15 protein-coding genes are annotated in these 23614 nt (G+C 39.8%); 10 read left to right on the forward strand and 5 right to left on the reverse strand.

Features of this window, described 5'->3' with window-relative positions; translation table 11 throughout:
• Positions 1 to 12 precede the first annotated feature (12 nt).
• Complete coding sequence (locus H6G83_RS08740) at positions 13 to 1290, reverse strand: dicarboxylate/amino acid:cation symporter (RefSeq protein WP_190470017.1); 1278 nt, start codon at positions 1288 to 1290, stop codon at positions 13 to 15.
• Between the two features lie 249 nt (positions 1291 to 1539).
• Between H6G83_RS08740 and dnaE the strand changes: the two genes are divergently transcribed.
• Complete coding sequence (dnaE, locus tag H6G83_RS34800) at positions 1540 to 5412, forward strand: DNA polymerase III subunit alpha (protein WP_199328367.1); 3873 nt, start codon at positions 1540 to 1542, stop codon at positions 5410 to 5412.
• A gap of 504 nt (positions 5413 to 5916) precedes the next feature.
• Here dnaE and H6G83_RS08760 read toward each other — a convergent pair.
• On the reverse strand, positions 5917 to 8826 hold the full coding sequence (locus H6G83_RS08760) for a HEAT repeat domain-containing protein (protein ID WP_190470019.1): 2910 nt from the start codon (positions 8824 to 8826) through the stop codon (positions 5917 to 5919).
• A 188-nt stretch (positions 8827 to 9014) separates the two neighbouring features.
• Positions 9015 to 9749: a response regulator transcription factor gene (locus H6G83_RS08765; RefSeq protein ID WP_190470022.1), complete on the reverse strand. Its 735-nt coding sequence runs from the start codon at positions 9747 to 9749 to the stop codon at positions 9015 to 9017.
• Between the two features lie 255 nt (positions 9750 to 10004).
• Between H6G83_RS08765 and H6G83_RS08770 the strand changes: the two genes are divergently transcribed.
• A complete protein-coding gene (locus H6G83_RS08770) occupies positions 10005 to 10865 on the forward strand; it encodes a sulfurtransferase (protein ID WP_190470025.1) in 861 nt (286 codons plus the stop codon).
• Positions 10866 to 11271: 406 nt separating this feature from the next.
• Positions 11272 to 11976 (forward strand): hypothetical protein, encoded by a 705-nt coding sequence (locus tag H6G83_RS08775; RefSeq protein ID WP_190470028.1) that lies wholly within the window; start codon positions 11272 to 11274, stop codon positions 11974 to 11976.
• 67 nt (positions 11977 to 12043) lie between these two features.
• Here H6G83_RS08775 and H6G83_RS08780 read toward each other — a convergent pair whose 3' ends face one another.
• Positions 12044 to 13177, reverse strand: coding sequence for an NAD(P)/FAD-dependent oxidoreductase (locus tag H6G83_RS08780; protein WP_190470031.1), 1134 nt, complete (start codon positions 13175 to 13177; stop codon positions 12044 to 12046).
• A gap of 905 nt (positions 13178 to 14082) precedes the next feature.
• Here H6G83_RS08780 and H6G83_RS08785 point away from each other — a divergent pair.
• Positions 14083 to 15117 carry a GGDEF domain-containing response regulator gene (locus tag H6G83_RS08785; RefSeq protein ID WP_190470124.1) on the forward strand — a complete coding sequence of 345 codons (1035 nt, stop codon included), beginning with the start codon at positions 14083 to 14085 and terminating at the stop codon, positions 15115 to 15117.
• A 143-nt stretch (positions 15118 to 15260) separates the two neighbouring features.
• On the opposite strand, the gene H6G83_RS08790 is transcribed toward H6G83_RS08785, so the two are convergent.
• On the reverse strand, positions 15261 to 16463 hold the full coding sequence (locus tag H6G83_RS08790) for a histidine kinase (RefSeq protein ID WP_190470036.1): 1203 nt from the start codon (positions 16461 to 16463) through the stop codon (positions 15261 to 15263).
• 124 nt (positions 16464 to 16587) lie between these two features.
• On the opposite strand from H6G83_RS08790, the gene H6G83_RS08795 reads away from it, so the two are divergent.
• The 6 genes from H6G83_RS08795 (at position 16588) to H6G83_RS08820 (ending at position 23426) form a co-directional block, all read left to right on the forward strand.
• On the forward strand, positions 16588 to 18096 hold the full coding sequence (locus tag H6G83_RS08795; protein WP_190470039.1) for a hypothetical protein: 1509 nt from the start codon (positions 16588 to 16590) through the stop codon (positions 18094 to 18096).
• Between the two features lie 158 nt (positions 18097 to 18254).
• Positions 18255 to 19103, forward strand: a complete 849-nt coding sequence (locus H6G83_RS08800) for an LPS biosynthesis glycosyltransferase (protein WP_190470041.1) — start codon at positions 18255 to 18257, stop codon at positions 19101 to 19103.
• A gap of 290 nt (positions 19104 to 19393) precedes the next feature.
• Entirely contained in the window at positions 19394 to 20755 is a 1362-nt protein-coding gene (locus H6G83_RS08805) for an S-layer homology domain-containing protein (protein WP_190470043.1), read from the forward strand.
• A 617-nt stretch (positions 20756 to 21372) separates the two neighbouring features.
• Complete coding sequence (locus tag H6G83_RS08810; protein ID WP_190470047.1) at positions 21373 to 22062, forward strand: SGNH/GDSL hydrolase family protein; 690 nt, start codon at positions 21373 to 21375, stop codon at positions 22060 to 22062.
• 138 nt (positions 22063 to 22200) lie between these two features.
• The gene (locus H6G83_RS08815) at positions 22201 to 23244 is read left to right on the forward strand and encodes a M42 family metallopeptidase (protein WP_190470051.1); all 1044 of its coding nucleotides are present in this window, start codon (positions 22201 to 22203) and stop codon (positions 23242 to 23244) included.
• 5 nt (positions 23245 to 23249) lie between these two features.
• Positions 23250 to 23426, forward strand: a complete 177-nt coding sequence (locus tag H6G83_RS08820; protein ID WP_190470055.1) for a hypothetical protein — start codon at positions 23250 to 23252, stop codon at positions 23424 to 23426.
• Positions 23427 to 23614: the final 188 nt, after the last annotated feature.

Here is a 23614-nt window from a genome sequence, read left to right on the forward strand (position 1 = left end):
ACCTGTCCCCTGCTATAAATGTGGCTTTTTCCCATCCAACAAAGCACTCACTGTCATATCACCCATGACATTAATCGCAGTGCGACAGCGATCTAAAAACCAATCTACAGTTACTAGCAAAGCTATATACTCAGTAGGCAAGTTGACAGAAGTAAAAACCAACGTCATTGTTACAAGTCCAGCGTTGGGAATACCTGCTGCGCCCACTGAGGCAAAAATAGAGGTGAGAACAACAATTAACTGCTGTCCCAAATTCAAATGCTGCCCAATGACTTGTGAGATATACAATGCAGACATTGCTTCGTATAGGGCTGTACCATCGTTGTTGAAGTTTGCACCGACTAATGCGCCTAAAGATGCAGAAGATTCTCTTAAGCCAATTTTGGTTTGCAATACTTCAAAGGTGATAGGCATAGCTACGGTGGAGGAAGATGTCGAGAACGCAGTCAGAAAGGCATCAGTACCACCAGCTAAAAATTTCACAGGGTTTACCCAAGAACCAATTTTGACTCTCGACAGGTAATAGGCAGCTTGTAATACTAGGGCTACTAGCACCGCTATAATAAAGGCGGCTAAAGATTGGAAGGGGGCAAAACCTCTTTCGGCTACAGTTTTAGCGACAATACCGAAGACAGCGAAGGGAACTAAGGCAATTACCCAGTTGAGGATACGAATTACCGCTTCAAACAAAACTGCGATCGCATCTTCTACGGGTTGGTAACTATTCTTCCCTTGAGCGATTTGTTCTGATTTTAAGCCGCGCAGCACTATACCAAAACACAGGGCAATCACAATTAATTGAATCACATTGTTATCCACCAGTGGCTTGAGGATAGCCTCTGGTACAGCATCTTTGACTAGTCCCCAGGGATCAAGACTTTGGCCTGTAATTGTTTTTTGTGGTTTGGCTAAATCTCCCCAAGTGCCAGGGCGTAAAATATTAGCGACTAAAAGCCCGATGATAATCGCTACAGTAGTATTTGTTAATAACAATACTGCTAGTCGCCGTCCGGCTGTACCTGGGATATTGGTAGTCATAAAGGTATGCAGCACTGCTACCAAAATCAAAGGTGTAGCTAAGGCGCGGAGGGCTTTGAGTACCAGTTCGGCAGGAATTGCCAAATTGTTAATTAAAGCCGCATTGCTGGGGTTGGGGTTGCCTGCACCCAAGGCTATGCCTAAGATAACTGCTAGTACCAAAGCAATAACTATTTGTAGAGTGAGAGGGATACGCCTCCACCAAGGGCGAGTTTCGGTTTCCGGCGGATGATTACTCTCTGGTTGATTCATGCTAAATGTGGGGTAAATGGTAGGTAAATGAAAATGATGTAATGATTAAAACATCACTTTCGGAAGTGAAATTTCTGTAAAAACGTTAATCTAAGATTTCGTTGTCAGTAGTCAGTGGTCAGTGGTAGAAGATGTTTTAAGATAGCCCATTTTCAGGTCAGGGATTAATCCAAATAAAAAACAACGGACAACTGACTACTAACGATTGACTTATGGACAATATTGTGGGCTAGTGCTGGGAGTATTGATATGTCCTTTGTACCTTTACATATTCATAGTGATTACAGCCTGCTGGATGGGGCTAGCCAGCTACCAGAATTGATTGATCAGGCGATCGCATTGGGTATTAAGGCGATCGCAGTTACCGATCACGGTGTCATGTATGGTGCTGTTGAACTGCTGAAAACTTGCCGCAGTAAAAATATTAAGCCAATCATTGGCAACGAAATGTATATAATTAACGGCGATATCGAGAAACAAGAACGTCGTCCTAAATATCATCAAGTTGTTTTAGCAAAAAATACTAAAGGATACAAAAATTTAGTTAAATTAACTACAATTTCTCACCTCAAAGGTGTGCAAGGTAAAGGGATTTTTTCCCGTCCTTGTATCAATAAAGAATTACTACAACAATATCATGAAGGATTAATTGTTACCAGTGCTTGTTTAGGTGGAGAAATACCCCAAGCAATCCTCAGTGGTAGACCAGATGCAGCGCGGAAAGTTGCCCAATGGTATAAGGATGTATTTGGTGATGATTTCTATTTAGAAATTCAAGACCACGGTTCCCAAGAAGACCGCATTGTTAACGTAGAAATTATTAGAATTGCTAAGGAATTAGGAATTAAATTTGTTGCCACCAACGATTCCCATTTTATCTCTTGTTTTGACGTAGAAGCTCACGATGCCTTGTTATGTATTCAAACAGGCAAACTTATCATTGAAGAAAACCGGATGCGTTATAGCGGTACAGAATATCTCAAATCAGGTGACGAGATGAAGCTGCTATTTCGTGACCATTTAAGTGATGATATCATCGCCCAAGCCATAGCCACAACCGAAGAAGTTGCCGATAAAGTCGAGCCTTACAATATAATGGGTGAGCCTCGCATTCCCAACTATCCCATTCCTGCGGGTCATACTGCTGATACTTATGTAGAAGAGGTGGCTTGGCAAGGTCTTTTAGATAGATTAAATCGCAAATCTCGCAGCGAAGTTGATTCCGTCTACAAAGAAAGATTGGAATATGAATTAAAAATGCTGCAACAGATGGGATTTTCTACCTACTTTTTAGTAGTTTGGGATTACATTAAATTCGCTAGAGATAATAATATTCCTGTGGGGCCTGGTCGTGGATGTGTTCTCAGCGATACCAAGGTAATGGTAGCAAGTGGAGAACAAATTTTTATCAAAGATATTCAAATTGGGCAACAGGTTATTACCCATCAAGGAAATATACTACCTGTGACCAATAAACACGAGTATCCATGTAATGAAGAAATTGTCAAAATCACTGCTGCTAATGAAGAACTATTTTTAACTAAAGATCATAAAATTTGGGCAGTTAAAACTGATGAATGTGTTGTCATGGGTTACAAACAAGCAAATGTTTGTAAACCTAGTTGTACTCGATACTGTTCCTCCAAACCCTATCGAAAATATCAACTAAATTGGATAGAAGCAGGAAATCTCCGCAAAAATGATTTTGTTGTCTTTCCTAGAGTTAAATCTGCTGAACAAGAAATTGTTTTTGATTTAATAAAATTTATAGAGAATAAATCTCATTTAAGATTTGATGAGGAATTTATCTGGTATGAAATCGGCACAAATAATTTAAAAACACAGAAAATTCCTAGATACATCACATTTAACGAAGACCTGGCCAAAATTCTGGGATATTATATTGCTGAGGGATGGTCAAGACTGGGAGTCAGAGAGTGTGCTGTTGGTTTTGGACTCGCAAAAGATGAGATGAATTATGCTGAGGAAATTTGCCGTCTCATCAATCAAGTTTTTGGTTTAGATAGTAAAATATTTCCTCATCCTCAAAAGAACTCCTTACAAGTTATTAGTTACTCTAGAATTGTGGGAGAATTTTTAGCTAGCTTGTGTGGTAAAGGAGCGAACTATAAGCATATACCTGCTGATATTGTTACTAAAGGCAAGTCAGAATACATCAAAATTTTAATCGCTTACCTGTTTAGAGGTGATGGTCATCCCGGCACAAAAGATAAAACTATAAATCTCAAATATACAACCACATCTCATAATCTTGCTTCACAATTAAGATTACTGTTGTCACGCTTTGGATACTGGGCATCTATCATTAAAAGACGAAAACAAAAAGTTAATTGGGCGACAGAATATTCAGTAAAACTATCAGGAAAACAACTTTTAAACTGGAATGCTGACTTTATTGATTTTCCAGTAGGCATCAAAACGCAAAAGTTTTGTAGAAATGATAGTTTTTATATAGATGATAATTACATCTATCTCAAAATCAAAGACATCAAGACATTAAATTATAATGGTTATGTCTATGATATTAGTGTCCCTGGAGATACGTCATACATAGGTAACTCAATAGCTATCCATAACTCTGCCGCAGGTTCATTGGTAGCTTATACAATGGGAATTACTAACATTGACCCGGTACATCATGGGTTGCTATTCGAGCGATTTTTGAACCCGGAACGGAAATCAATGCCTGATATCGATACAGATTTCTGTATTGAACAACGGGATAAAGTTATTGAATATGTCACAGAAAAATACGGTAAAGAAAGAGTAGCCCAAATCATTACCTTTAACCGTCTAACCTCCAAAGCAGTTTTAAAAGATGTCGCCAGAGTGTTAGATATTCCCTATGGGGAAGCTGATAAAATGGCGAAATTAATTCCTGTTGTGCGGGGTAAACCAACCAAACTTAAGGTGATGATTTCCGATGATACCCCGGAACCAGAGTTTAAAGAAAAATATGATAATGACCCTAGAGTTCGCCATTGGCTTGATATGGCGATGCGAATTGAAGGTACTAACAAAACCTTTGGTGTTCACGCTGCGGGTGTGGTAATTTCTGCGGAACCTTTAGATGAAATTGTCCCATTGCAAAAGAATAATGACGGTTCTGTAATTACTCAGTATTTCATGGAAGATTTGGAATCGATGGGTTTGTTGAAAATGGACTTTTTAGGGTTGAAAAACCTCACCATGATTCAGAAAACTATTGATTTGATTGAAGCAAAGCACGGTTTTAGAATTGACCCTTATGAAATTACGAATACAGAACGTAAGGCACAAAAAATCTTAGCTAAAGGTGAATATAAGACTCTGCCTAAAGATGTACAAAAGACCTATGAGCTTTTAGAATCTGGGGAATTAGAAGGAATATTTCAGTTGGAATCTTCAGGAATGAAGCAGATAGTCAGAGATTTGAAGCCTTCTAATATTGAAGATATCTCTTCTATCTTGGCACTGTATCGTCCAGGCCCGTTAGATGCGGGGTTGATTCCTAAGTTTATTAACCGTAAACATGGTAGAGAAAATATCGATTATGAAAGCCAGATTTTAGAACCCATATTAAATGAAACCTACGGAATCATGGTCTATCAAGAGCAGATTATGAAAATTGCTCAAGACATGGCTGGTTATTCTTTGGGACAAGCTGATTTGCTGCGTCGTGCTATGGGTAAGAAGAAAGTTTCGGAGATGCAGAAGCAGCAGGAAAAGTTTATTGATGGTTCAACTAAGAATGGTGTGAAAAAGCAAGTAGCTGAAAAGCTATTTGATGATATGTTGAAGTTCGCTGAATATTGTTTAAGTTATGAGACGGAAGTTTTAACGGTTGAATATGGGTTTTTACCTATTGGGGAGATTGTTGAGAAAGGGATTGAATGTAGGGTGTTTAGTGTTGATAGTAATGGGATTGTTTACACTCAGCCTATTGCCCAATGGCATAATAGAGGACAGCAGGAAGTGTTTGAATATTGTTTAGAGGATGGGTCTGTAATTCGGGCGACTAAAGACCATAAATTTATGACTCAAGATGGGCAAATGTTACCAATTGATGAGATATTTGAGCGGGGGTTGGATTTGTTGCAGGTGGAGGGTTTACCGGGGTAGGAGGAAGGGACTTATAGATAAAAAAATATCTAAAATGTAGGGTGCGTCAGTACGAGAAACCATAGCTATACCACAAAAATATTCATACTGACGCACCTTATACCAAATTAATATGAAGCCGCATAGAATAATATGTCGATAATAATTGAACGCAGATGCACGCAGATACACGCAGATAAATCTATGGATTTTATATTATGTGCAACCTCATATAAAATTGGTATTACTAACAGTCAAATTGGATAATTTATTTTTTGGTATTCCTTAAACGGAGTTCGGACAATCAATATAAAATTTTACTCACAGGTGTTTAGAAAGTCGAACATTATACTAACTAACCCCTCTTCAAACGTTTCCCCGAAACGGAGAGAGGCTTTTTTAAAAGCCCCATTCTTTTGTAGGGGAAACAGGCTAGGTGAGTTAAGTTTTTAATATTTTGATGCAAGCAAAAATACTTTTGAAACATCCTCTGAGAATAAATGTAAGAAAAATTAGCCAAAAACTCTATTCAGGTTCGATCAAAGCTCTAATACCTTCAATCACAATACCAGCAGGAGCGAATATGACTTTGACAGTCTCAATACCTACTGCTGTTACTACTCTTTGTAAACGGACTTTTAGCGGTGGATAACGTTTAATGGCTTGCTCAATATTATGCTGGTCTTTCAGTACCGGATGTTTCTCCACAGCTTGATTAACAATTATTTGAGCTTCTGTTGGCGTTGGTTTAGTCTGCTCTATTTGCTCAAGTAATTGCTGAAGCAGTTTTTCTACTTCAGCAATCTTATCTGTTGCTGGGCTATTGTATTGATTACCAATACTATCGCCTTCAACATTCCCAGCAACGACGCTGCTATTAGTAATAGGCGCATGGAAATTCATTTGAACTTTAGGATTTTCTGACATATTTTTATATATTTTATTGACTACATCTAGCAAAGTATCAGGTGAATTTTGATTTACAGCCAGGGAAGAAGTTGCGATCGCATAATTATAATATCCACAACGTTGTTGAATGGCTGAGATTACTGTAATTAAAGTATATGTACGGTTTTCGGAAGTTAATAAAAATTCATATAACTTAGGAAGTAATTCAGGGATACCTTTTTGCTCTAAAACATAGCTAGCATAACCAACAACGTCAGAATTTGGATCGTCCAAACATTTTACTACCTTATCAAATATAATTTGATCGGAAGAATTACTGGCAATTTCAGCTAACCAATGAACAGCATCAAAGCGCACTCTCCAGTCTTCACTATCTAAAGCCTGCAACAGAACATTAATTGCCTCTTCATTTGCAATTTGCCCTAACATATAAATAGCAGTTTTACGAACCTCAGAGTCTTGATCTGACAATTTTTGATGTAAGGTAGTAATACTTACCTCATTCTGCATTCTTTCTAGATCGTAAGCATGAGGATTTCTATAAGTAAGTCTACCGTGAAGTATTTTCCTTCTGGGCGCAAAACAAATTCCCAACCAATTTCTTATAGCACAAAAAGCATCAGACTGAACATCAAAGCCTCTATCTGCCAACTCTTGTATTAATTCAGGTATCTCTTTTTTACCACATAGTTGAGCTAAAACACAGAGTGCGCTGTCACGAATTACCACACTGTCTCTTGCTAACACTTCAATAAGGTCAGGTATAGCAGCCTCACCTGCTATATCACCTAAAACATAGATAGCTTGGTCACAAATCAGAAAATATTCATCTTTTAAAGCCTTTTGCAGAGCCGGGATTATTGCTTTAGTGCCGATTTTTTCTAAGGCATTAAAAGCATCCATACGAATAAAATAGTTGTCATCTTGCAAGGCTTTACTTAACGCAGGAATTGCTGCCTCATTAACAATTTTATCTAATGCTTTAACCACCAACCCCCGAATAGTATCATCCTGATTTTCTAAAGCTTTGAACAAAAAAGGAATTGCATGATTTGAGCGTGTGAGTCCTAAAAGCCAGATTTTAAAACTTTCAGAAACTCTTTGTTTCGCAATTAAATCCACTGTTTGAACTTGAAACTCCTCTTTAACTTCACCCGCCAATCTTGCTCCTAACATCAAATCCACATCTAAGGATAATTTTACCACTGTCAATGCCTGCTTTTCTTCTAGTTCAGGTAATGACAACATTAACGCCAGTGGCTCTGTCCAGTTGACATCATTTAAGTATTTATGCTTAAACCGAGCCTCACTTTGATCATCACTAATTTCGCGAAGTAATTCTAATAGCTTTTCGCCTGCATAATATTCCTGAATTAGTTGGTGATAAAACTGAATTTGCTCATCTGCTCTGTTTTCAATTAGATGATACTTGAGCAAATCATTAAGCCAGAGTCTGGCAGAGTTATCAGGATAAGGAACTTTACCTTGTAAAAATTTTGCTAAAACTTTCCTGGCTTGCCCTTCAGTAATAGTTAACCGCGAATCTTTGGCACAGTCACGTTGCAACATCACAAATGCTAAATGTTGTAACAAATCAGATTGCCAAAAGCGTAAATCTGCGGAAATGGGTACATCACGCTTGTCTTTTTCATAAACTTTTGAGAAGCGCCTAAACAGGAAACCTAAACTATTGAGAATATCTTCATCGCATCTATCGTATTCATCGTATTCATCGTATTCATATACGTAACACAGGATAAAGAGAAAAAGCGGTGTTTCTCGCAATTTTCGCAAGCGTCCGTCTAACCGCCGTAGCATTTCTTCGCCTACGTCTGGAAGATTAGCACGAATAAACTGCTGCATCTGCTTTTCCGTTAGGGGTTGTATTTCCAACCTTTTCTGAATGCCAAAACCTAAGTCTGAGTCTCTGGTAGTAAAAATCATTGATGTCCGGTTGATGTACTTCTGACGAAAATTAGAGAGTTTTCGTCTTGCACTTTCATCAGGTAACTCATTCAACCCATCTATTAGTAACAAAAATCGCCCAGTAAACAAAAAATCTTCAATTTCTGTAATCTCAAGTTTTAATCCATGCTGTATGAGAAAGTCTTTAATCAAATCCAAGACTGATGTTTCGTAGCGTCTTAACTCTACCAGTACGGGAATTTTGTTTTCTTCCTCTTTTTCTATACAATTCTTAGCTTGTTCCCACAACAACTTTTTTAAAGCTGTAGACTTACCTGAACTCGGTCTCCCCTTTAATAAAACATGGTCAACAGGCTCTTTTTTCAAATCTTCTAAAACATCCAACAGTTTAATTTTTTCGATTCTCTCTACTTGACCTTCTTGTCGCTGTGGCTGTATTCTCTGCTCCAGTAAATCTATGTCTGAAGATGATATGAATGCCTTAGTTTCAATACTTTGACGGTTTAAAGCATTAGTGAAGGTATATGGATATCTATAATTATCACAGTCATAAATAGATTTTAGATATTTGTAAATATCATTGCTGTGGTCTAAAACCATGCTCGTACTACAGGATTTTAAAACAAGACTACCTATCCCCATTTAGTATAACAATTGAGAATACACAATAGTTTTTTGTTTCTCAACCTGTGCCAAATGTTAGCCTTTTTTAACGCAGAGGTACGCTGAGGTTAGCGCGGAGGTTTTTTAAAGATTATTCGTTGTGTAGCCAAGGCTTATAAATGGGATTAGTTGGTTAAGCCATTTTGCAGTGCGTAGCGGACTAACTCGGTGCGGCTATTTGTTCCGGTTTTGGTGAAGAGTTTACTGACATATTTCTCAACGTTGCGAACGCTGGTGTTTAGGCGACTGGCGATTTCTTTGTTCATTAAACCTTCTGCTACTAGGTCTAAAACGCTTTGTTCGCGTGGGGTTAATTCAATTTTAATTGGTGAGGGTGATTGTGCGATCGCCTTTGGCGGGGCGTAGCCCATCGCCTTCCCTGGCACGTAGCCCATCCCACCAGTTTTTTTCAGCATTTCCTGTATTTTTTTTAATTCCTGACCAATACCACTAATATCAGTAATATTACTATTTGCTTTAGTAACAATAGTTCGCCGCAACAGCAAATTTTCTACAATAGCTACCAATTCATCAGGATTAAAGGGTTTTGGTAGATAAGCATCACAGCCGGCTTGGTATCCTTCAATGCGATCGCCACTCATCCCTCTAGCAGTCAAAAAAACTACTGGTAAGGACTCAAAACGCGGGTCTTCCCGTAATAGTTTCAGAAATTGCATCCCGCTTACCTGCGGCATCATAATATCGGAAATTACTAAATCCGGCACATTTTTTTGCAACAATTGCCAAGCATCATTCGCGTTACTAGCTACTTGCACCGTAAAACTACTTTCTTCCAAATAATCTTTAACTGCTTGGCGCACTCCAGGTTCATCATCTACTAGTAACAATTTTGCTGACATCGTTCCTTCCTTGGTTAAGCGGCTGGGGTAGAGCTATTTTTCTTGTTTGTTTTAATTTAACGGAACTGCTTAACCTAATATTATACGGTTATTGCTCTAAAATAGTTCGGTTTCCCACACTTGACAAAATAAAAGATTATAAATTAATCCCCACTTGCTAAAGCTTAATATTCGACTTTCTGTAATTTTCATTTCAAAGCACAAGTTAACTAACGGCGATAATGCTCAATGAGACGATAACACAAGCATGAAAGCGTGAAAACAAAACTCCTTATTTCTCCTCAAGAACTCACGTCTTTGTTAGCAGAAAAGTCATTAAACAACGTCATTATTGATACGCGCAATCCTGAAGATTATGCTACTGCTCACATTCCACAATCTATCAATATGCGAGATTTTTTTACTTATCTTTTAGAAGATTCCTCGCCAACAGGTTTAAAGAAATTGCAAGAATACTTTGCGGAAATTTTGAGCAAGTTGAGCATCTTTGGCGGGGAAAAGATAATTGTGTATGAAGATACTTTGAATAATGGTTATGGACAATCTTGTCGAGCTGCTTTTTTACTCAAGTATTTAGGTTGCGCTCAGGTATCGATTTTGCATGGAGGATATCAAGCTTGGCTGGCGGCTGGTTTACCTACCACCGATGAAGTTCCTGAACGGGAAAGCTGCATTTTTAGATTGCGTCCTCAATCTGAGATGATAGTGACGACAAGCGAGATGTTAGCAGCGCTGGATCATCCAGCAATTATAAAATTAGATGTGCGCGATCGCAACGAATGGCAAGGGCTAACTTCTTCACCTTACGGTACTGATTTTTGTCCCCGCAAAGGCAGAATACCCAATGCTATCTGGTTGGAATGGCATCGTTTGATGAAATCTGAATCTGGTATTCCCATGTTCCGTTCGCCAGCAGAAATCTTAGAAATTTGTCAGTCAGTTGGTATTACTTCCGAGTCTACCTTATACGTTTACTGCTTTAAAGGTTCCAGAGCAGCTAATACTGTCATTGCTCTACAAGAAGCGGGAATAAATGCTAGAAATTACTTTGGCTCTTGGAATGAATGGTCGCGTGACTTATCTTTACCTGTTGATAGTAATTTAATCCACGCCTAATCTTAATTAGGGATTTCCCAAAAATGAATTCTCTATTTTGTAGGGTGGGCATCTTGCTCACCCTACAAAATAGAGTGAAAATTTTTTAAGAATCCTCGTTATATATCTGACTTTTCACGTTATAGCAGGGGACAGGTGACAGGGGACAGGTGACAGCTTCAAAAGCTGCTTAATATAAGGGTTTTATAATTTACTTATGTCCTAACCTATGTGGCTACTGCTATATGTGGAAAAGTTAACGCTCCTACCTAACCCCCCAGCCCCCTTCCCTACAAGGGAAGGGGGAGAAATCAAAGCCTCTCTCCTCGTAGGAGAGAGGTTTGGAGAGAGGTTTTCCAGATCCCGTGAAAAGTCAGGTTATATGTACCCTAACATTAGGAAAGCGGCGAATACTTGTTAAATTTTTATGACACCCCCAGTAGATATAAACTTTCCTCAAGGTTTGTTACAAAGCTGGCAAGTTGCAAAGAATTATGTAACCCAAAGCGTTAATTCCTTGACTAACTCAGCACAGCAAGTAGAACAATCTTTACAGCAAACGACCTCTACAGCAACAGACCAAGTTATTGACACGCTGACAACCAAACTGGGACAAAGTTGGCAAACGGCGGAACAAATTAAAAATACAACATCTGTAGCTGTACAAACATCAATAAATTCTTCTATAAATGATTGGCTAGCACAACACCCAACATTCTTACGGTTAGTGCAAATATTGAATTGGGCTACCAATCACCCAATTATCAGTTTAATTATTTCCCTGTTTGCTATAGCTTTTATTTGGAGCATTATCAAAGCAATTATCCGCTTGATTGAGACAGCCAGTTTGTCAATCTTGCAAGTCCCAATCAAAATGCTTCAGGGTTTAATTAAAATTAGTATTTTCTCTTTGAGTCAAGCTGGTAATTTCGCCGCTAAAAGGCTAAATAATCATCAGGTTTTAGATAAATCATTTATATTCACAACTGATACTCAAATTATTTACCCAGATAAGCGGCAAAGATTAGCAGAAATCGCTCATCGTTTAGAAGAAATCCAAAAAGAACAACAAGAACTATTAAAAGAAGCCTCAGACCTGATGGCTAATCACAATAATATTATGAGTATCTGAAAATAAAAACTCTGTGCCTCTGTGCCTCTGTGGTGATAAATATTAACCACGGAGACACAGAGGTAATTTATAGTGATAATTGAGGAATAATTTCATCCTCTTTACCTGCTAAAAATTGAGCAAATCGCTTGGCTAAAGGTGGGACAAACACTAAAGGATTGCTGAAACCAGAAAAAATATGCACATTTTTTAATTCAGGAATAGCACCAATTACGGGTAAGTTGTTGTTACTAAATGCGACTAAACAATGATGCCAATTTCCAGGTAGATTACCCAATGCAGGTAAAATTTGACTGATACCTTGACGCAACAAATTTTCACTGGCTTCAGGATTAATCACAGCATCAGGATTTGTGAGGATACGGCTAATTTGCCCTAAGCGCAAACTTCCATCTAAAAACTGAATTGCACCCGCATCTAATATTTGTGCTGTTAGCTGATTATCTGGTTCATCCCACAGTTCATCAACTTTAGTAGACGCAGATTCTAGTTGAAATCTTTGCAAATTAGCTGGCATGACTAAAGTATTTAAACGCAAATCAACGGGAGGAATTTCGATGATTTCTGCATGGGTAAAATACAATTTCACAGATATACCCAGCGATTTTAATAACTGTCGGCTGAGTCCACCAGCACATATAACTACATTAGCACTGTGAGTAGTAGTTCCTTGCCATTCCGTAATTTGTAATTCACCACCAGCGCGTAAGAAGGCTTGAATGTAAGCTTGCGCTGTTTTCTGCGGGTTAATATGACCATGTTTAACTGTTAATGCACCTGCGATGGCGTTCCGCCCAGCGTAGCTGATCGCACCCCGATTGAGTAATGGTTCTAACTCACAGGCTTCTGCTACACTAAGTAAACGCGGCGGTACTGCACAATTAGCATACAAAGCGGCTGTAGCTTCTGGGTTAGCGTCAGCAGGAATTGTCAGTAATAAATCTAACTCCCGCAATTCGATATCAGCATCTAACTCTTGGGACAGGATATTGTATCGGGCGATCGCTTCCCGGCATAATTGACGAGTAAGTTCTGTACTCCCAGACCAATAAGCTAATCCACCATAACTATAACGGGTAGCATTTTGCGCTACAGCATCTTTTTCTAATAAAAGTACACTAAAGCCTGTCTTCACCAATTCATAGGCGAGTGCAGCACCCGTAATTCCTCCACCAACCACAGTCCAGTCGTAAGTTTTCATCTAATACGTTGCTTGTAAACGACTTACCAGATATTCTCCCGCAAGCACGGGCGCATAGATAGGTGCTTTTCCTTGTTGGCAACTTTCCAGACCTGTCCTCCTCCCTGTTTCCCCTGCGCTGAAAATTGGTCAGAGGACTGTCGTCAACTCACGAGCAATTCATCTCACGCTCCCCGAAGGGACAGACGTGAAATGAATTGCTGTTTAAGGTAATTCTGCTAGTTTACTGTATCTTAACAAAAGAAAAAATACTTTTCACCTCAACGTGTCATCAGAAATTTTACTGAATTAAGCGACTTATGTATAATTTGTGATACCAATTTCCTATGAACTTGCACTGAATAAATAATGTACAGATTGGCAAGCAACGTCTCTACATTGCATTTGACCGATGTCTATTGTAAGTGATGGTAAGTTAAAGTTTATAATGTTCTTTCCATCTGATTAGGTGATTCATCTATTCTGTCAATTTTTGAAGTTTTTATAAAAAACAGAGTTTTTCGCGAAAAATGAAATTTTAAATTTGAATTTTTACTGAAGTACGTAATTACGGTTTATCAAATGGGAAATCTAAAAGTGTTATTTATTAGCGTTGCTATGGGGAGTAAAGTAATTGTGTATTACTTGCCTTTGTTATTTATATTCCATGTGTAACCAAATCAGTATAACTCCAGATACTAGATTACAAGTTATCGGACAATCTGGAGATAAAACGGATATGGGTAGACCTGCCATGTTTCAGCATGGATGAGCGTTTTGTAGGCTTTTGTCGGCGAAATGGTCAAGAAATAGCTGAAATTATTATTAGTGTGAAAAAGCGATCGCCGGCGATAATTCCACAATCAGGTGAAGCTTTAAGTAGTTTTTCAGTCCTCAGAACTCTGATTTTCTATGGAACGCAACTCATGTCAGGCATAAGTCCATATTCTCTTGTGAAAAAACCTCCTATGATTTTGGTGGCGGATGATGACAAAATCATCCGTATGCTGTTGCGTGAAGCTATGGAAAAAGAAGGTTATTGGGTGGTAGAGGTAACAGACGGTAAACAGTGTTTAGACGCTTATGAGACTGTAAAACCAGATATAGTTTTGCTAGATGCAATGATGCCTGTGATGGATGGTTTCACTTGCTGTAAGCAATTACTGCAAATGGCCAGAGAACATCTGATTTCTGCTGTAACTAGTTTCGATCATGACGCTAACTTAGGTAGTTCGGTGATTTCCGGGTTATGGGAGCGTACCCCAATCATCATGGTTACAAGTTTAAATGATGCAGAATCTATTGATCGTGCTTTTGAAGTTGGCGCAACTGATTATATTACCAAGCCCATTCACTGGGCTTTATTGCGTCAGCGCTTACGAAGATTACTACAGCAAGCACAAGTTTATAAACAGTTAGAAGCAGCTAACTTGGCTTTACAGCATTTAGCTAATGTAGACGGCTTAACTGGATTAGCAAATCGCCGTCGCTTTGATAATTACTTGAATACACAATGGATTAACTTGGTGCAGGAAAACGCACCCCTGTCGCTGATTTTATGTGATATAGATTTTTTTAAATTTTATAATGACCAATATGGACACCCAGCAGGAGACATCTGTCTACAAAAGGTGGGTGCAGTTTTAAACTACAAAGCCCAGAAACATCAAGATTTAGTAGCTCGTTATGGTGGTGAAGAATTTGCCGTAATTATGCCATACACGCACGCAGCTGGAGCAATGTATGTTGCCAATACGATACAAGCTAGCATCAGAAATTTGCAAATTGTCCACAGTAAATCTACTGTCAGCGACTATATTACCCTGAGTATGGGTGTAGCAACTATCATTCCTACGTGGGAGTCCTCACCATCTGACTTAATTGCGGCGGCGGATAAAGCCCTTTATCAAGCAAAAGAAGCAGGACGTAATCAGATTTTTCAGTTGACAGTTGACAGTTGACAGGTGACAGTTGACAGTTATCAGTTATCAGTTATCAGTTATCAGTTGACAGGTGACAGTTGACAGGTGACAGTTGACAGTTGTCAGTTGACAAAGCAAAGACTTCTTCCTTTCCCCCTTCCCCTTTCCCCTTTCCCCTTTCCCTAAGCAGGATATACAGGAAGGGTGAAGTGAAACCATGCTCCGCCGTGGGGGTTTGAGTCTACCCAAATTTGACCGTAGTGGGCGCGAATTATTCTTTGGCATAAGGACAAGCCAATGCCGTAACCTTCTTTGGCTTCATCTCTTTCTAGGCGATAGTGATTTTCAAATATGCGCTCTCGGTTTTCTGTGGGAATACCAGGGCCTGTGTCACTAATACTAAATTGTATTTTTTGCGTAGTACGATGTAATCCAGCAATACTAATTGTGCCACCTTCTGGGGTGTATTTGATGGCATTATCCAGCAGATTTATCAGTACTTGGCGAATGCGTTCGGGGTCAGCGTAAACACAGGGTAAGTCCTGGGGAATGTCTGTTTCAATTTTTTGCGCTTTGGCGGTGCAGCGATCGCGCAATTCTTCTAGTACTTCTAAACAAAGTAAGCCAATTTCGGTTTTTTGTGGTATAATTGTGAATTCTGTATCATTTCCCCGACCCACCTGCAAAAGATCTGCAATCATTTTATCTATGGTTTTAGTTTGAGCGCGGGCTTGTTTTAAGAGGTTGACTACTAAGGCGGGTTTTAAGCGTTGAAATGAGGCGATTTCTGGGTTGTAGTTAGATTGTAGGGTTTCGATGGCGATCGCAGCTGCTGTTAGCGGGTTGCGGAGGTCATGAACTAACATAGCAATCACGCGGTCTTTAAACTGTAATTGTTCTAGTAATTTTTCTTTTTCCTGTTTGAGATGAAAAATCTCGTCACTAAGGCGTATAAGTTCGGCAGAAACAGCTACAGAATTAATATTTGATTGAGGTTGCACCACCCGACTGTCATCTACACGTTCTTGTAACTCTTCCTGCAATTTGACATAAGCATCTGCGGCTGCTTGCCATCGAGGCCACCAGTTTTTCAGTTGGGTAATAATATTACTACCAGCTAAAGTCTGCCTGGGTTCTGGGTGAACTTTGATTAAAGCTGGCGTAGCGACTAACTTAAAATGTTCTGCTAAGTATGGTTGTTGTCCGACATCAATAATTTGAAGTTCAAAATGATACTCAGCCTGCAAGTCTTTTAAGTAGGCACGGATACGCTGCACCTGCTGTTTAGATTGAGGTCGTCCATCAACGAACAACAACAGCTGGAGTGAAGCCTCAGAATAAATAGGCTGATCCTGGGAAACTTGCATGGAATCGTGTTTCAGCACTGGTAACAACCCGGCGACGCTTTGCGAAATTTAGAATAGACTGACAATTGTCGATGGTCGTTCTTTTCTCAATTTAATATCTATTTTAGATTTTTACTACACCTATTCACACAGGGTTTTGGAGATGAGTTCCATAGTTTTTAGCCTTTTGTTGCCTTTTTGGGTCAGTAGCTTGGGGAGAAACGCCCTTGCCTTACAATATCAGTCTTTGCCTCATCATCATACTCTGGCTGTTGCGTCAACTGATGAAAATTTTTATACTGAAGCCAGCGCTTTGATGCAGCAACAACTAGATTTGATTGTCCGCATCCAACAAGCCCTGGTTTCTCCAGATGCTAATCAGATGCGTGCTGTGCGGGGACAATTGATTGTGCAAACTAAAACAGTAGCAGCTTTTCTCAACCGCTATGACTATAACGGTCGAATGTGTCAGCAGCAAGCAGCATCCCCCCTGTCTGGCCAGTTGAACGCATCACAAACAAAAATTTATTGTGCTTTGTCTGCTTCTAGCCAAGAATTATTAAAACTCTCGCCAGTGCTAGATCAACTCTTGTCGCGCCGGGGTGAAGTAGGTCTAGTTAGACCTTTGCCTTTGGTAAGTGGTGAACGTAAGTCAGATCCTATACTGACTATTGCACCAACACAACGTCCAAATTTGGGAAAGCCAGCAACACCTTTATTAACTGGGGAACCCAATTTACCAGGGCAACAGTCTACCACAGCCACTTCCCCATCTGGATTACCAATTATCGGCATAGTTGGTAAAACAGCCATAGCTAATTATCAGCCACCGATGCCACCGGCGATCGCACCACCAGACGCAGCAATTAAGATTCTTGCCCGTGCCAAACAGTTGTTGACAACAGCGCAGATAGTATTTCCCCCAAATACAAAATTTAGAGATGCACAGGAAACAGCTACAGCCCTTGACCGCTTTGCTTACGGACTTGACCCGCAAGAACCTCAAACTTACGCACAGTTTTTGCGACTACCACGTACTGGGATTTTTCGGACTTTCAGAGCTTCAGCTAAAGAGCGTCCACTCAACACAGTCAGGAACCGATTACAGCCCAGCGTGAGCGATCGCTATAATTTTCCGAATTTAGGTAATACTCAAGGAGGACTTAATCCCAGTTTAACACTTGAGCTAGTAGATGAGAACTTCCAATTACGGCATCCGGGAGTAGATTACAGTTTTATGGTCGATGTGGGGGATGTGCCGTTAGAGAAATTGGACGATGGCTTAAAATCTGTCCCTGCATCAACCAGAGAGTTTTTCCTTAACTACCAACCCCCTAAACAGTTAGCAGCCCTGCAAGTCGATAGAAGGCGGTTTTTGACTGGTAAAGACCAAAATTGGCAGCAACATCAGGTAATTCTTGCCAGTGCGACTGCCAAATTGCATCATACTTATTTATTGCGATCGCTACAATTCCAACTCCCAGAGATTATCCTCAATAGTCAAATTGCCAATTTAGAAAAGACAACCTACATAGACCAATTAAAACAGGTTCGCAGCAGCGACATGATTATTGCTTTTCGACCAGTCCGTAAACGTTCTGATGGTAGTTACACCGTGCTTTGGCGAGTCTTGAAGGAGTTACCAGCACCACAAATTGAGGAGAGAGACTAGTAGGGTGGGCATTGCCCACCAATTCTTATTGATAACTTGCAATATCTCATCCCAAATTAACATCAGGCTGCATATAATATATCGAGAATAATTGAACGCAGATGCACGCAGATGAACGCAGATAAATCAACAGCTAATAAATAAAGTTTCTGAGAAATATGAACGAACAAGAAACAGTAAATAATTATTTGATTAACTATATTGACCGGGTGTTGATAATTGCTCATAAAGAATCAACCGAGCAATTAGAAACTACATTATCTGAAGCAGGTTTTAATTATGAAGTTCTGCGTCAAGAAAGTCAGCCAGAATTTAAAAACTTTTCTCGCAGTTATTTATGCTTATTAAACCATCGCCACGCCTGGGAAAAAGCCACCCAAACAGATAAACCAACTCTAATTATTGAAGCAGATTTTGTTCCAGTAGTAGGTTTTGGTAAATTGCCCTTACCATTTAATCCCCATCAGACTGATGTGGGCATTAGCTGGCTTTACACCTGTGCGCCACAAGTTTATCACGTTTCACCCGAAGGCTATGCCCAAGGTTTTTCTACTTCCGCCGTTGCTTATATTGTGAATGCAAAAAGTGCCACCTATTTATTAGAACTAGCTGATGAAGTTACAGAAAAAATCGGAGCCACTAAGTATTCAACTTGGGACTCTGATATTGATAAATTTCTCCTCCAACGTCAGCTAAAAAACTACATTCCTTGGCGTAACTATGGAGAACATGGCGGTATACCTAATCCAGAACACCAGCAAAACAATCTGAGTAAAGTTCATCGTGCTGATGTCCTCTACGGTAAACTTGCTTTTACCCCTTTGTATGCCGTTGGCGAACAGGGCGGAACATGGAAATTTCTCAGCGTCAGATTACAAGCACGCCTCAAAGGAATTGCCCGTTTAGCAGTTGGGCGCTTTTTACGACCCCCAGTCGTCAAAGGTTCCACAACACCCATGCGGCTAATTAGATTTGCCTTGTTACGGCAATTGTCATTCAGGCTGTAGTCGATAGTCAATAGTCAATAGTCAATAGTCAATAGTCAATAGTCAATAGTCAATAGTCAATAGTCAATAGTCAATAGTCAATAGTCAACTGATAACTGTCAACTGATAACTGTCAACTGATAACTGTCAACTGTCAACTGTCAACTGTCAACTGTCAACTGTCAACTGTCACCTGTCACCTGTCAACTGTCAACTGATAACTGATAACTGTCAACTGTCAACTGTCAACTGTCAACTATCAACAGCCAATAGTGCTAGGGTAGGAATTGACACGCGATTTGTGATTTCCTGTGCTTCCTAGTAAACGACCAGCTTTAGTCCTGAGTTTGGCTGTTTTCCTGACTTCACTAACAGCCTGCGCCAGTAGTCCAACTGCCAAGAACTTGGAACAGTCTTTGGCGGCAGATCCGAGATTGCAAGGTAATCAAGTGATTTTTGGGGAGGCTAAGGAAGGTGAAGTTCAACCTACGCCAAATCAACCTTCCGCCCAGTTACCTGCTGATTTTCCCAAAGACATACCCATCTATCAAAATGCTCAACTACAGGAAATTACCCCTGCTAGTGATTCCCAAAAGGGAGTATCCACTCGTTGGGTGAGTTCAGACCCTAGCAATTTTATTATTAGCTTTTATCGTAACCAGTTTCAAGCTAACAACTGGCAGATTTTGCAACAGCCAACTGATGATGTCGGCGGAACGTTTGCAGCAAGACGTAATGATTTGCTCCTCAAGGTGTCAATTCAACCTCAGTCGGTAACTAACGCCGCAGCTAATCAACCTCAAACATCTACAGCCATCCAGATTGAGTACGTCCCTAATAGTACAGCTACGGCATCATCTAATCCACCTACACAGGATGATACCCAGTTTATCGGCCCAGTGCCTCCAGCGAATTGGGCAACACAGCCAAGCAATACACCCAATAACTCAACCACCGCCACAGCCACATCGTTTAACGACATTAACAAAGCACCCCAACAACTGCGCCAGTATATTCAAGATTTAGCTGCTTTGGGTGTTTTCAGTGCTGCATCTTCTGGGAATAAAAGTACTCCTAGCAATCAATTTGAACCTGGTAAAATCGTGACTCGGCGAGAATATGCTCGTTGGTTAGTGGCTGCTAATAATGCTATGTATGCTAATAACCCAGCAAAGCAAATTCGTTTGGCTGGGGAAAGTTCGCAAGCTGCTTTTAGTGATGTGTCGTCTCAAAACCCCGATTTTCCTGTAATTCAAGGGTTAGCCGAAGCTGGTTTAATTCCTAGCCCTTTGTCTGGAGATGCGACAGCCGTTTTGTTTCGTCCTGATGCACCTTTGACAAGAGAACAGTTGATTTTGTGGAAATTACCTTTAGATACTCGGCAAGCTTTACCTAATGCTACTTTGGATGCGGTTAGGGAAACTTGGGGTTTCCAAGATGTGGGTAAAATTGACCCTAAAGCTTTAAGAGCAGTTTTAGCTGATTTCCAAAATGGCGAACAATCAAATATTCGTCGGGTATTTGGCTATACAACCTTATTTCAACCGAAAAAACCTGTGACTCGCGCTGAAGCGGCGGCGGCTTTATGGTATTTTGGCTCGCAAGGTGAGGGAATATCGGCTGTTGAGGCGCTGAAGTTGAAGCAAACACCACCCGCAAATCAAGGGCAATGATCGATCTATGGTAGGTTTTAGGCGATCGCTAAAGGACTTTCAACTATAGTAGAGGACAGGTGATAGGGGACAGGTAACAGGTGCAAAACCTACTTACTCAGGACTTACGCAAGTGTCACAATTTGTGGTTGGTGCGTGACGCTACAAGTCTCATGACTACGTTCAAATATTTTCGCCAGTCGCACACCCTACAGAAAAAATATGCCAGTTGCGTAAGTAGGGGGAAAGGAAGAATTTTCTCAAAATCTTCGCTCTCGCTCATGGAATGATGGAATTTATGGAAGTTCTTAACATCATTTTTGATGGCTATTAAGTGAGCAGCAAAAAATACTTGAAATCTTGATATTTTCCTCTAATTTTTCTTGATATTTTATTGTTGGGTACGTTAAGTTACTTCAGCAAAAACACCAATCATAGCTGAGTTCTAAAAACAGAATAACTCAGTTATAGCAGTAGCCACATAGGTTAGGACATAGGGTAAATCATCAAACGCTTATATTAAGAAGCTTCCCTTGGCTGTCACCTGTCACCTGTCCCCTGTCCCCTGCTATAAGCTTTTTATCTTGTTGTAACTTTATCAAACAAACTCAACAATAAAATCTCATTTTTCATCAAACATGAAAATTAAAATATTAGCGGCAACTTTTATTACTTTTTCTGTTATGTTGCCTCTAAAAGCTTCGGCTGCAAGTTTTTCTAAACTGAATGATTACTTGCCTACTCAATCTTTAGATTTTACACCTTTTACTACTCCTAACACGACCTTAACTAATATCTCCAATGCCATATTAGCTTTAGCTAGTGTGGGGGCAAAAAATTTTCTAGTTCCTAATTTGCCAAACTTAGGATCTACCCCTCTAGCACTAGGTATAGACAGCCAATTCAATGGATTTTCCAGTCAACTCAATAAATTAACCCAAGAACACAATCTGGGATTATCCCAACTCATTGCCAATTTAAACCAAAATTCAGCGTTAGGTTTAAATATTACACTTTTAGATGTCAATACTCAGTTTAATAATGCCAAAAAGTTAGGTTTTACAACTGTAGATAAGCCTTGTCTCGATAGGGTGGCTGGAACCATCTGTGCAAATCCCGATGAATATTTATTTTGGGATGATATTCATCCAACCGCACGCGCTCATACCATCTTAGCAACAGCAGCATTTTCTACAATTCCTGAACCTTCCATGACGCTGGGAATGTTGTCTTTCGGTGCTTTGACTGTGGTGGGAATGCTGAAGCAAAAACAAACAAAGTCAAAACTAACTAGGAAAAATTTAGCCTTGACTGCTAGTAAAAATTAATCTTGTTTAAGATATTTTTTATATGCCTCACTCAGTTATGTTTCTGGGTGAGTTTTTTTAATTAGCGCTAAGTGCCTGCTCAAGATAGGATGATTATAGTTGCTCAATCAAGACATATTTTTAGATTTAAGCTGACTAATGTGGAATTACAACCAATTATTTGCTACTATTGAAGAGTTGGTTCTGCATCATTCGCCTAGTGGTGTAGAAACGGAAATTAACGAATATTTATTACAAAAATTTACGGCTTTGGGGGTGGAGGTTTGGAGCGATCGCGCTGATAATATCATAGCCAAAATCCCAGGGAAAGATGCCACTAGAGCGATCGCCATCACTGCCCATAAGGATGAAATAGGTGCGATCGTCAAAAATATCGGTGATGCAGGTAAAGTAGAAGTCCGCAAACTTGGCGGTGCTTACCCTTGGATTTACGGCGAGGGTGTTGTTGATTTACTGGGAGATAATGAAACCATTAGCGGTATTCTCAGCTTTGGTTCCCGCCATGTCTCCCACGAATCTCCACAAAAAGTTCAACAAGAAGACAGTCCCGTTAAATGGGAAAATGCCTGGATTGAAACTAAACGCACCACAGAGGAATTAGAAGCTGCGGGTATTCGTCCAGGGACAAGAATGGTAATTGGCAAACATCGCAAGCGTCCCGTGAGATTGCAGGACTATATCGCTAGTTATACTTTAGATAATAAAGCATCAGTAGCAATTTTACTAGCTTTAGCGCAACATTTACAACAGCCAGCAATTGACGTTTATTTAGTAGCTTCCGCCAAAGAAGAAGTAGGTGCTATTGGTGCATTATTTTTCACACAAAATCAAAAATTAGATGCTTTAATTGCTTTAGAAATTTGTCCATTATCTGAAGAATACCCCGTCCAAGATGGCGAAAATCCCGTGCTTTTATCTCAAGATGCCTATGGTATATATGATGAAAGTTTGAATGGACAATTACGCCAATGTGCCAAGCAATTGAATATGCAGATTCAGCTAACAACGCTCAGTGGCTTTGGGAGTGATGCTTCAATTGCTATGAAATTCGGTCATGTTGGACGTGCTGCTTGTTTAGCTTTTCCTACGCAAAATACTCATGGTTATGAAATTGCTCATTTAGGCGCAATTGCCAATTGTATTAATTTATTGAAGGCTTTTTGCGAAACTGACTTTGATTAAGGGACTTGCAGATAAACAATATCCAAAATGTAGAGTGCGCTACTCGTTATCAGGCTGTTAACACCTGCTTTGCTGCGACTTCCATCAGCTTCTCGCTGCTGTCTCGCCCTTGTTTTAGTTGGCTTCTATATCGCACAGGGACATCAGGCGATCGCATTTCTCATGATCAACAATTTGGGTAGGGGCGGGTTCAGAGATATGACCAATTATTAACGATAATATTCAGGACTTACGCAAGTGTCACAATTGGTGGTTGGTGCGTGACGCTACAAGTCTCATGACTACGTTCAAATATTATCGCTCCTCACACACCCTAAAGAAAAAATCTGACAGTTGCGTAAGTCCTAGTATCAACTTTCTGTCAATGCGT

Origin of the sequence: Anabaena azotica FACHB-119, from assembly GCF_014697625.1 — a bacterium.
GTDB classification, from domain to species: Bacteria; Cyanobacteriota; Cyanobacteriia; order Cyanobacteriales; family Nostocaceae; genus Trichormus; species Trichormus azoticus_A.

Bases quoted from the DNA above. Each gene is read 5' to 3' on its own strand.
- H6G83_RS08815 (WP_190470051.1), top strand. From the start codon at position 22,201: ATGTGGAATTACAACCAATTATTTGCTACTATTGAAGAGTTGGTTCTG.
- H6G83_RS08800 (WP_190470041.1), top strand. From the start codon at position 18,255: ATGAACGAACAAGAAACAGTAAATAATTATTTGATTAACTATATTGAC.
- H6G83_RS08780 (WP_190470031.1), bottom strand. From the start codon at position 13,177: ATGAAAACTTACGACTGGACTGTGGTTGGTGGAGGAATTACGGGTGCT.
- dnaE (WP_199328367.1), top strand. From the start codon at position 1,540: ATGTCCTTTGTACCTTTACATATTCATAGTGATTACAGCCTGCTGGAT.
- H6G83_RS08760 (WP_190470019.1), bottom strand. From the start codon at position 8,826: ATGGTTTTAGACCACAGCAATGATATTTACAAATATCTAAAATCTATT.
- H6G83_RS08810 (WP_190470047.1), top strand. From the start codon at position 21,373: ATGAAAATTAAAATATTAGCGGCAACTTTTATTACTTTTTCTGTTATG.
- H6G83_RS08775 (WP_190470028.1), top strand. From the start codon at position 11,272: ATGACACCCCCAGTAGATATAAACTTTCCTCAAGGTTTGTTACAAAGC.
- H6G83_RS08765 (WP_190470022.1), bottom strand. From the start codon at position 9,749: ATGTCAGCAAAATTGTTACTAGTAGATGATGAACCTGGAGTGCGCCAA.
- H6G83_RS08785 (WP_190470124.1), top strand. From the start codon at position 14,083: ATGTCAGGCATAAGTCCATATTCTCTTGTGAAAAAACCTCCTATGATT.
- H6G83_RS08740 (WP_190470017.1), bottom strand. From the start codon at position 1,290: ATGAATCAACCAGAGAGTAATCATCCGCCGGAAACCGAAACTCGCCCT.
- H6G83_RS08795 (WP_190470039.1), top strand. From the start codon at position 16,588: ATGAGTTCCATAGTTTTTAGCCTTTTGTTGCCTTTTTGGGTCAGTAGC.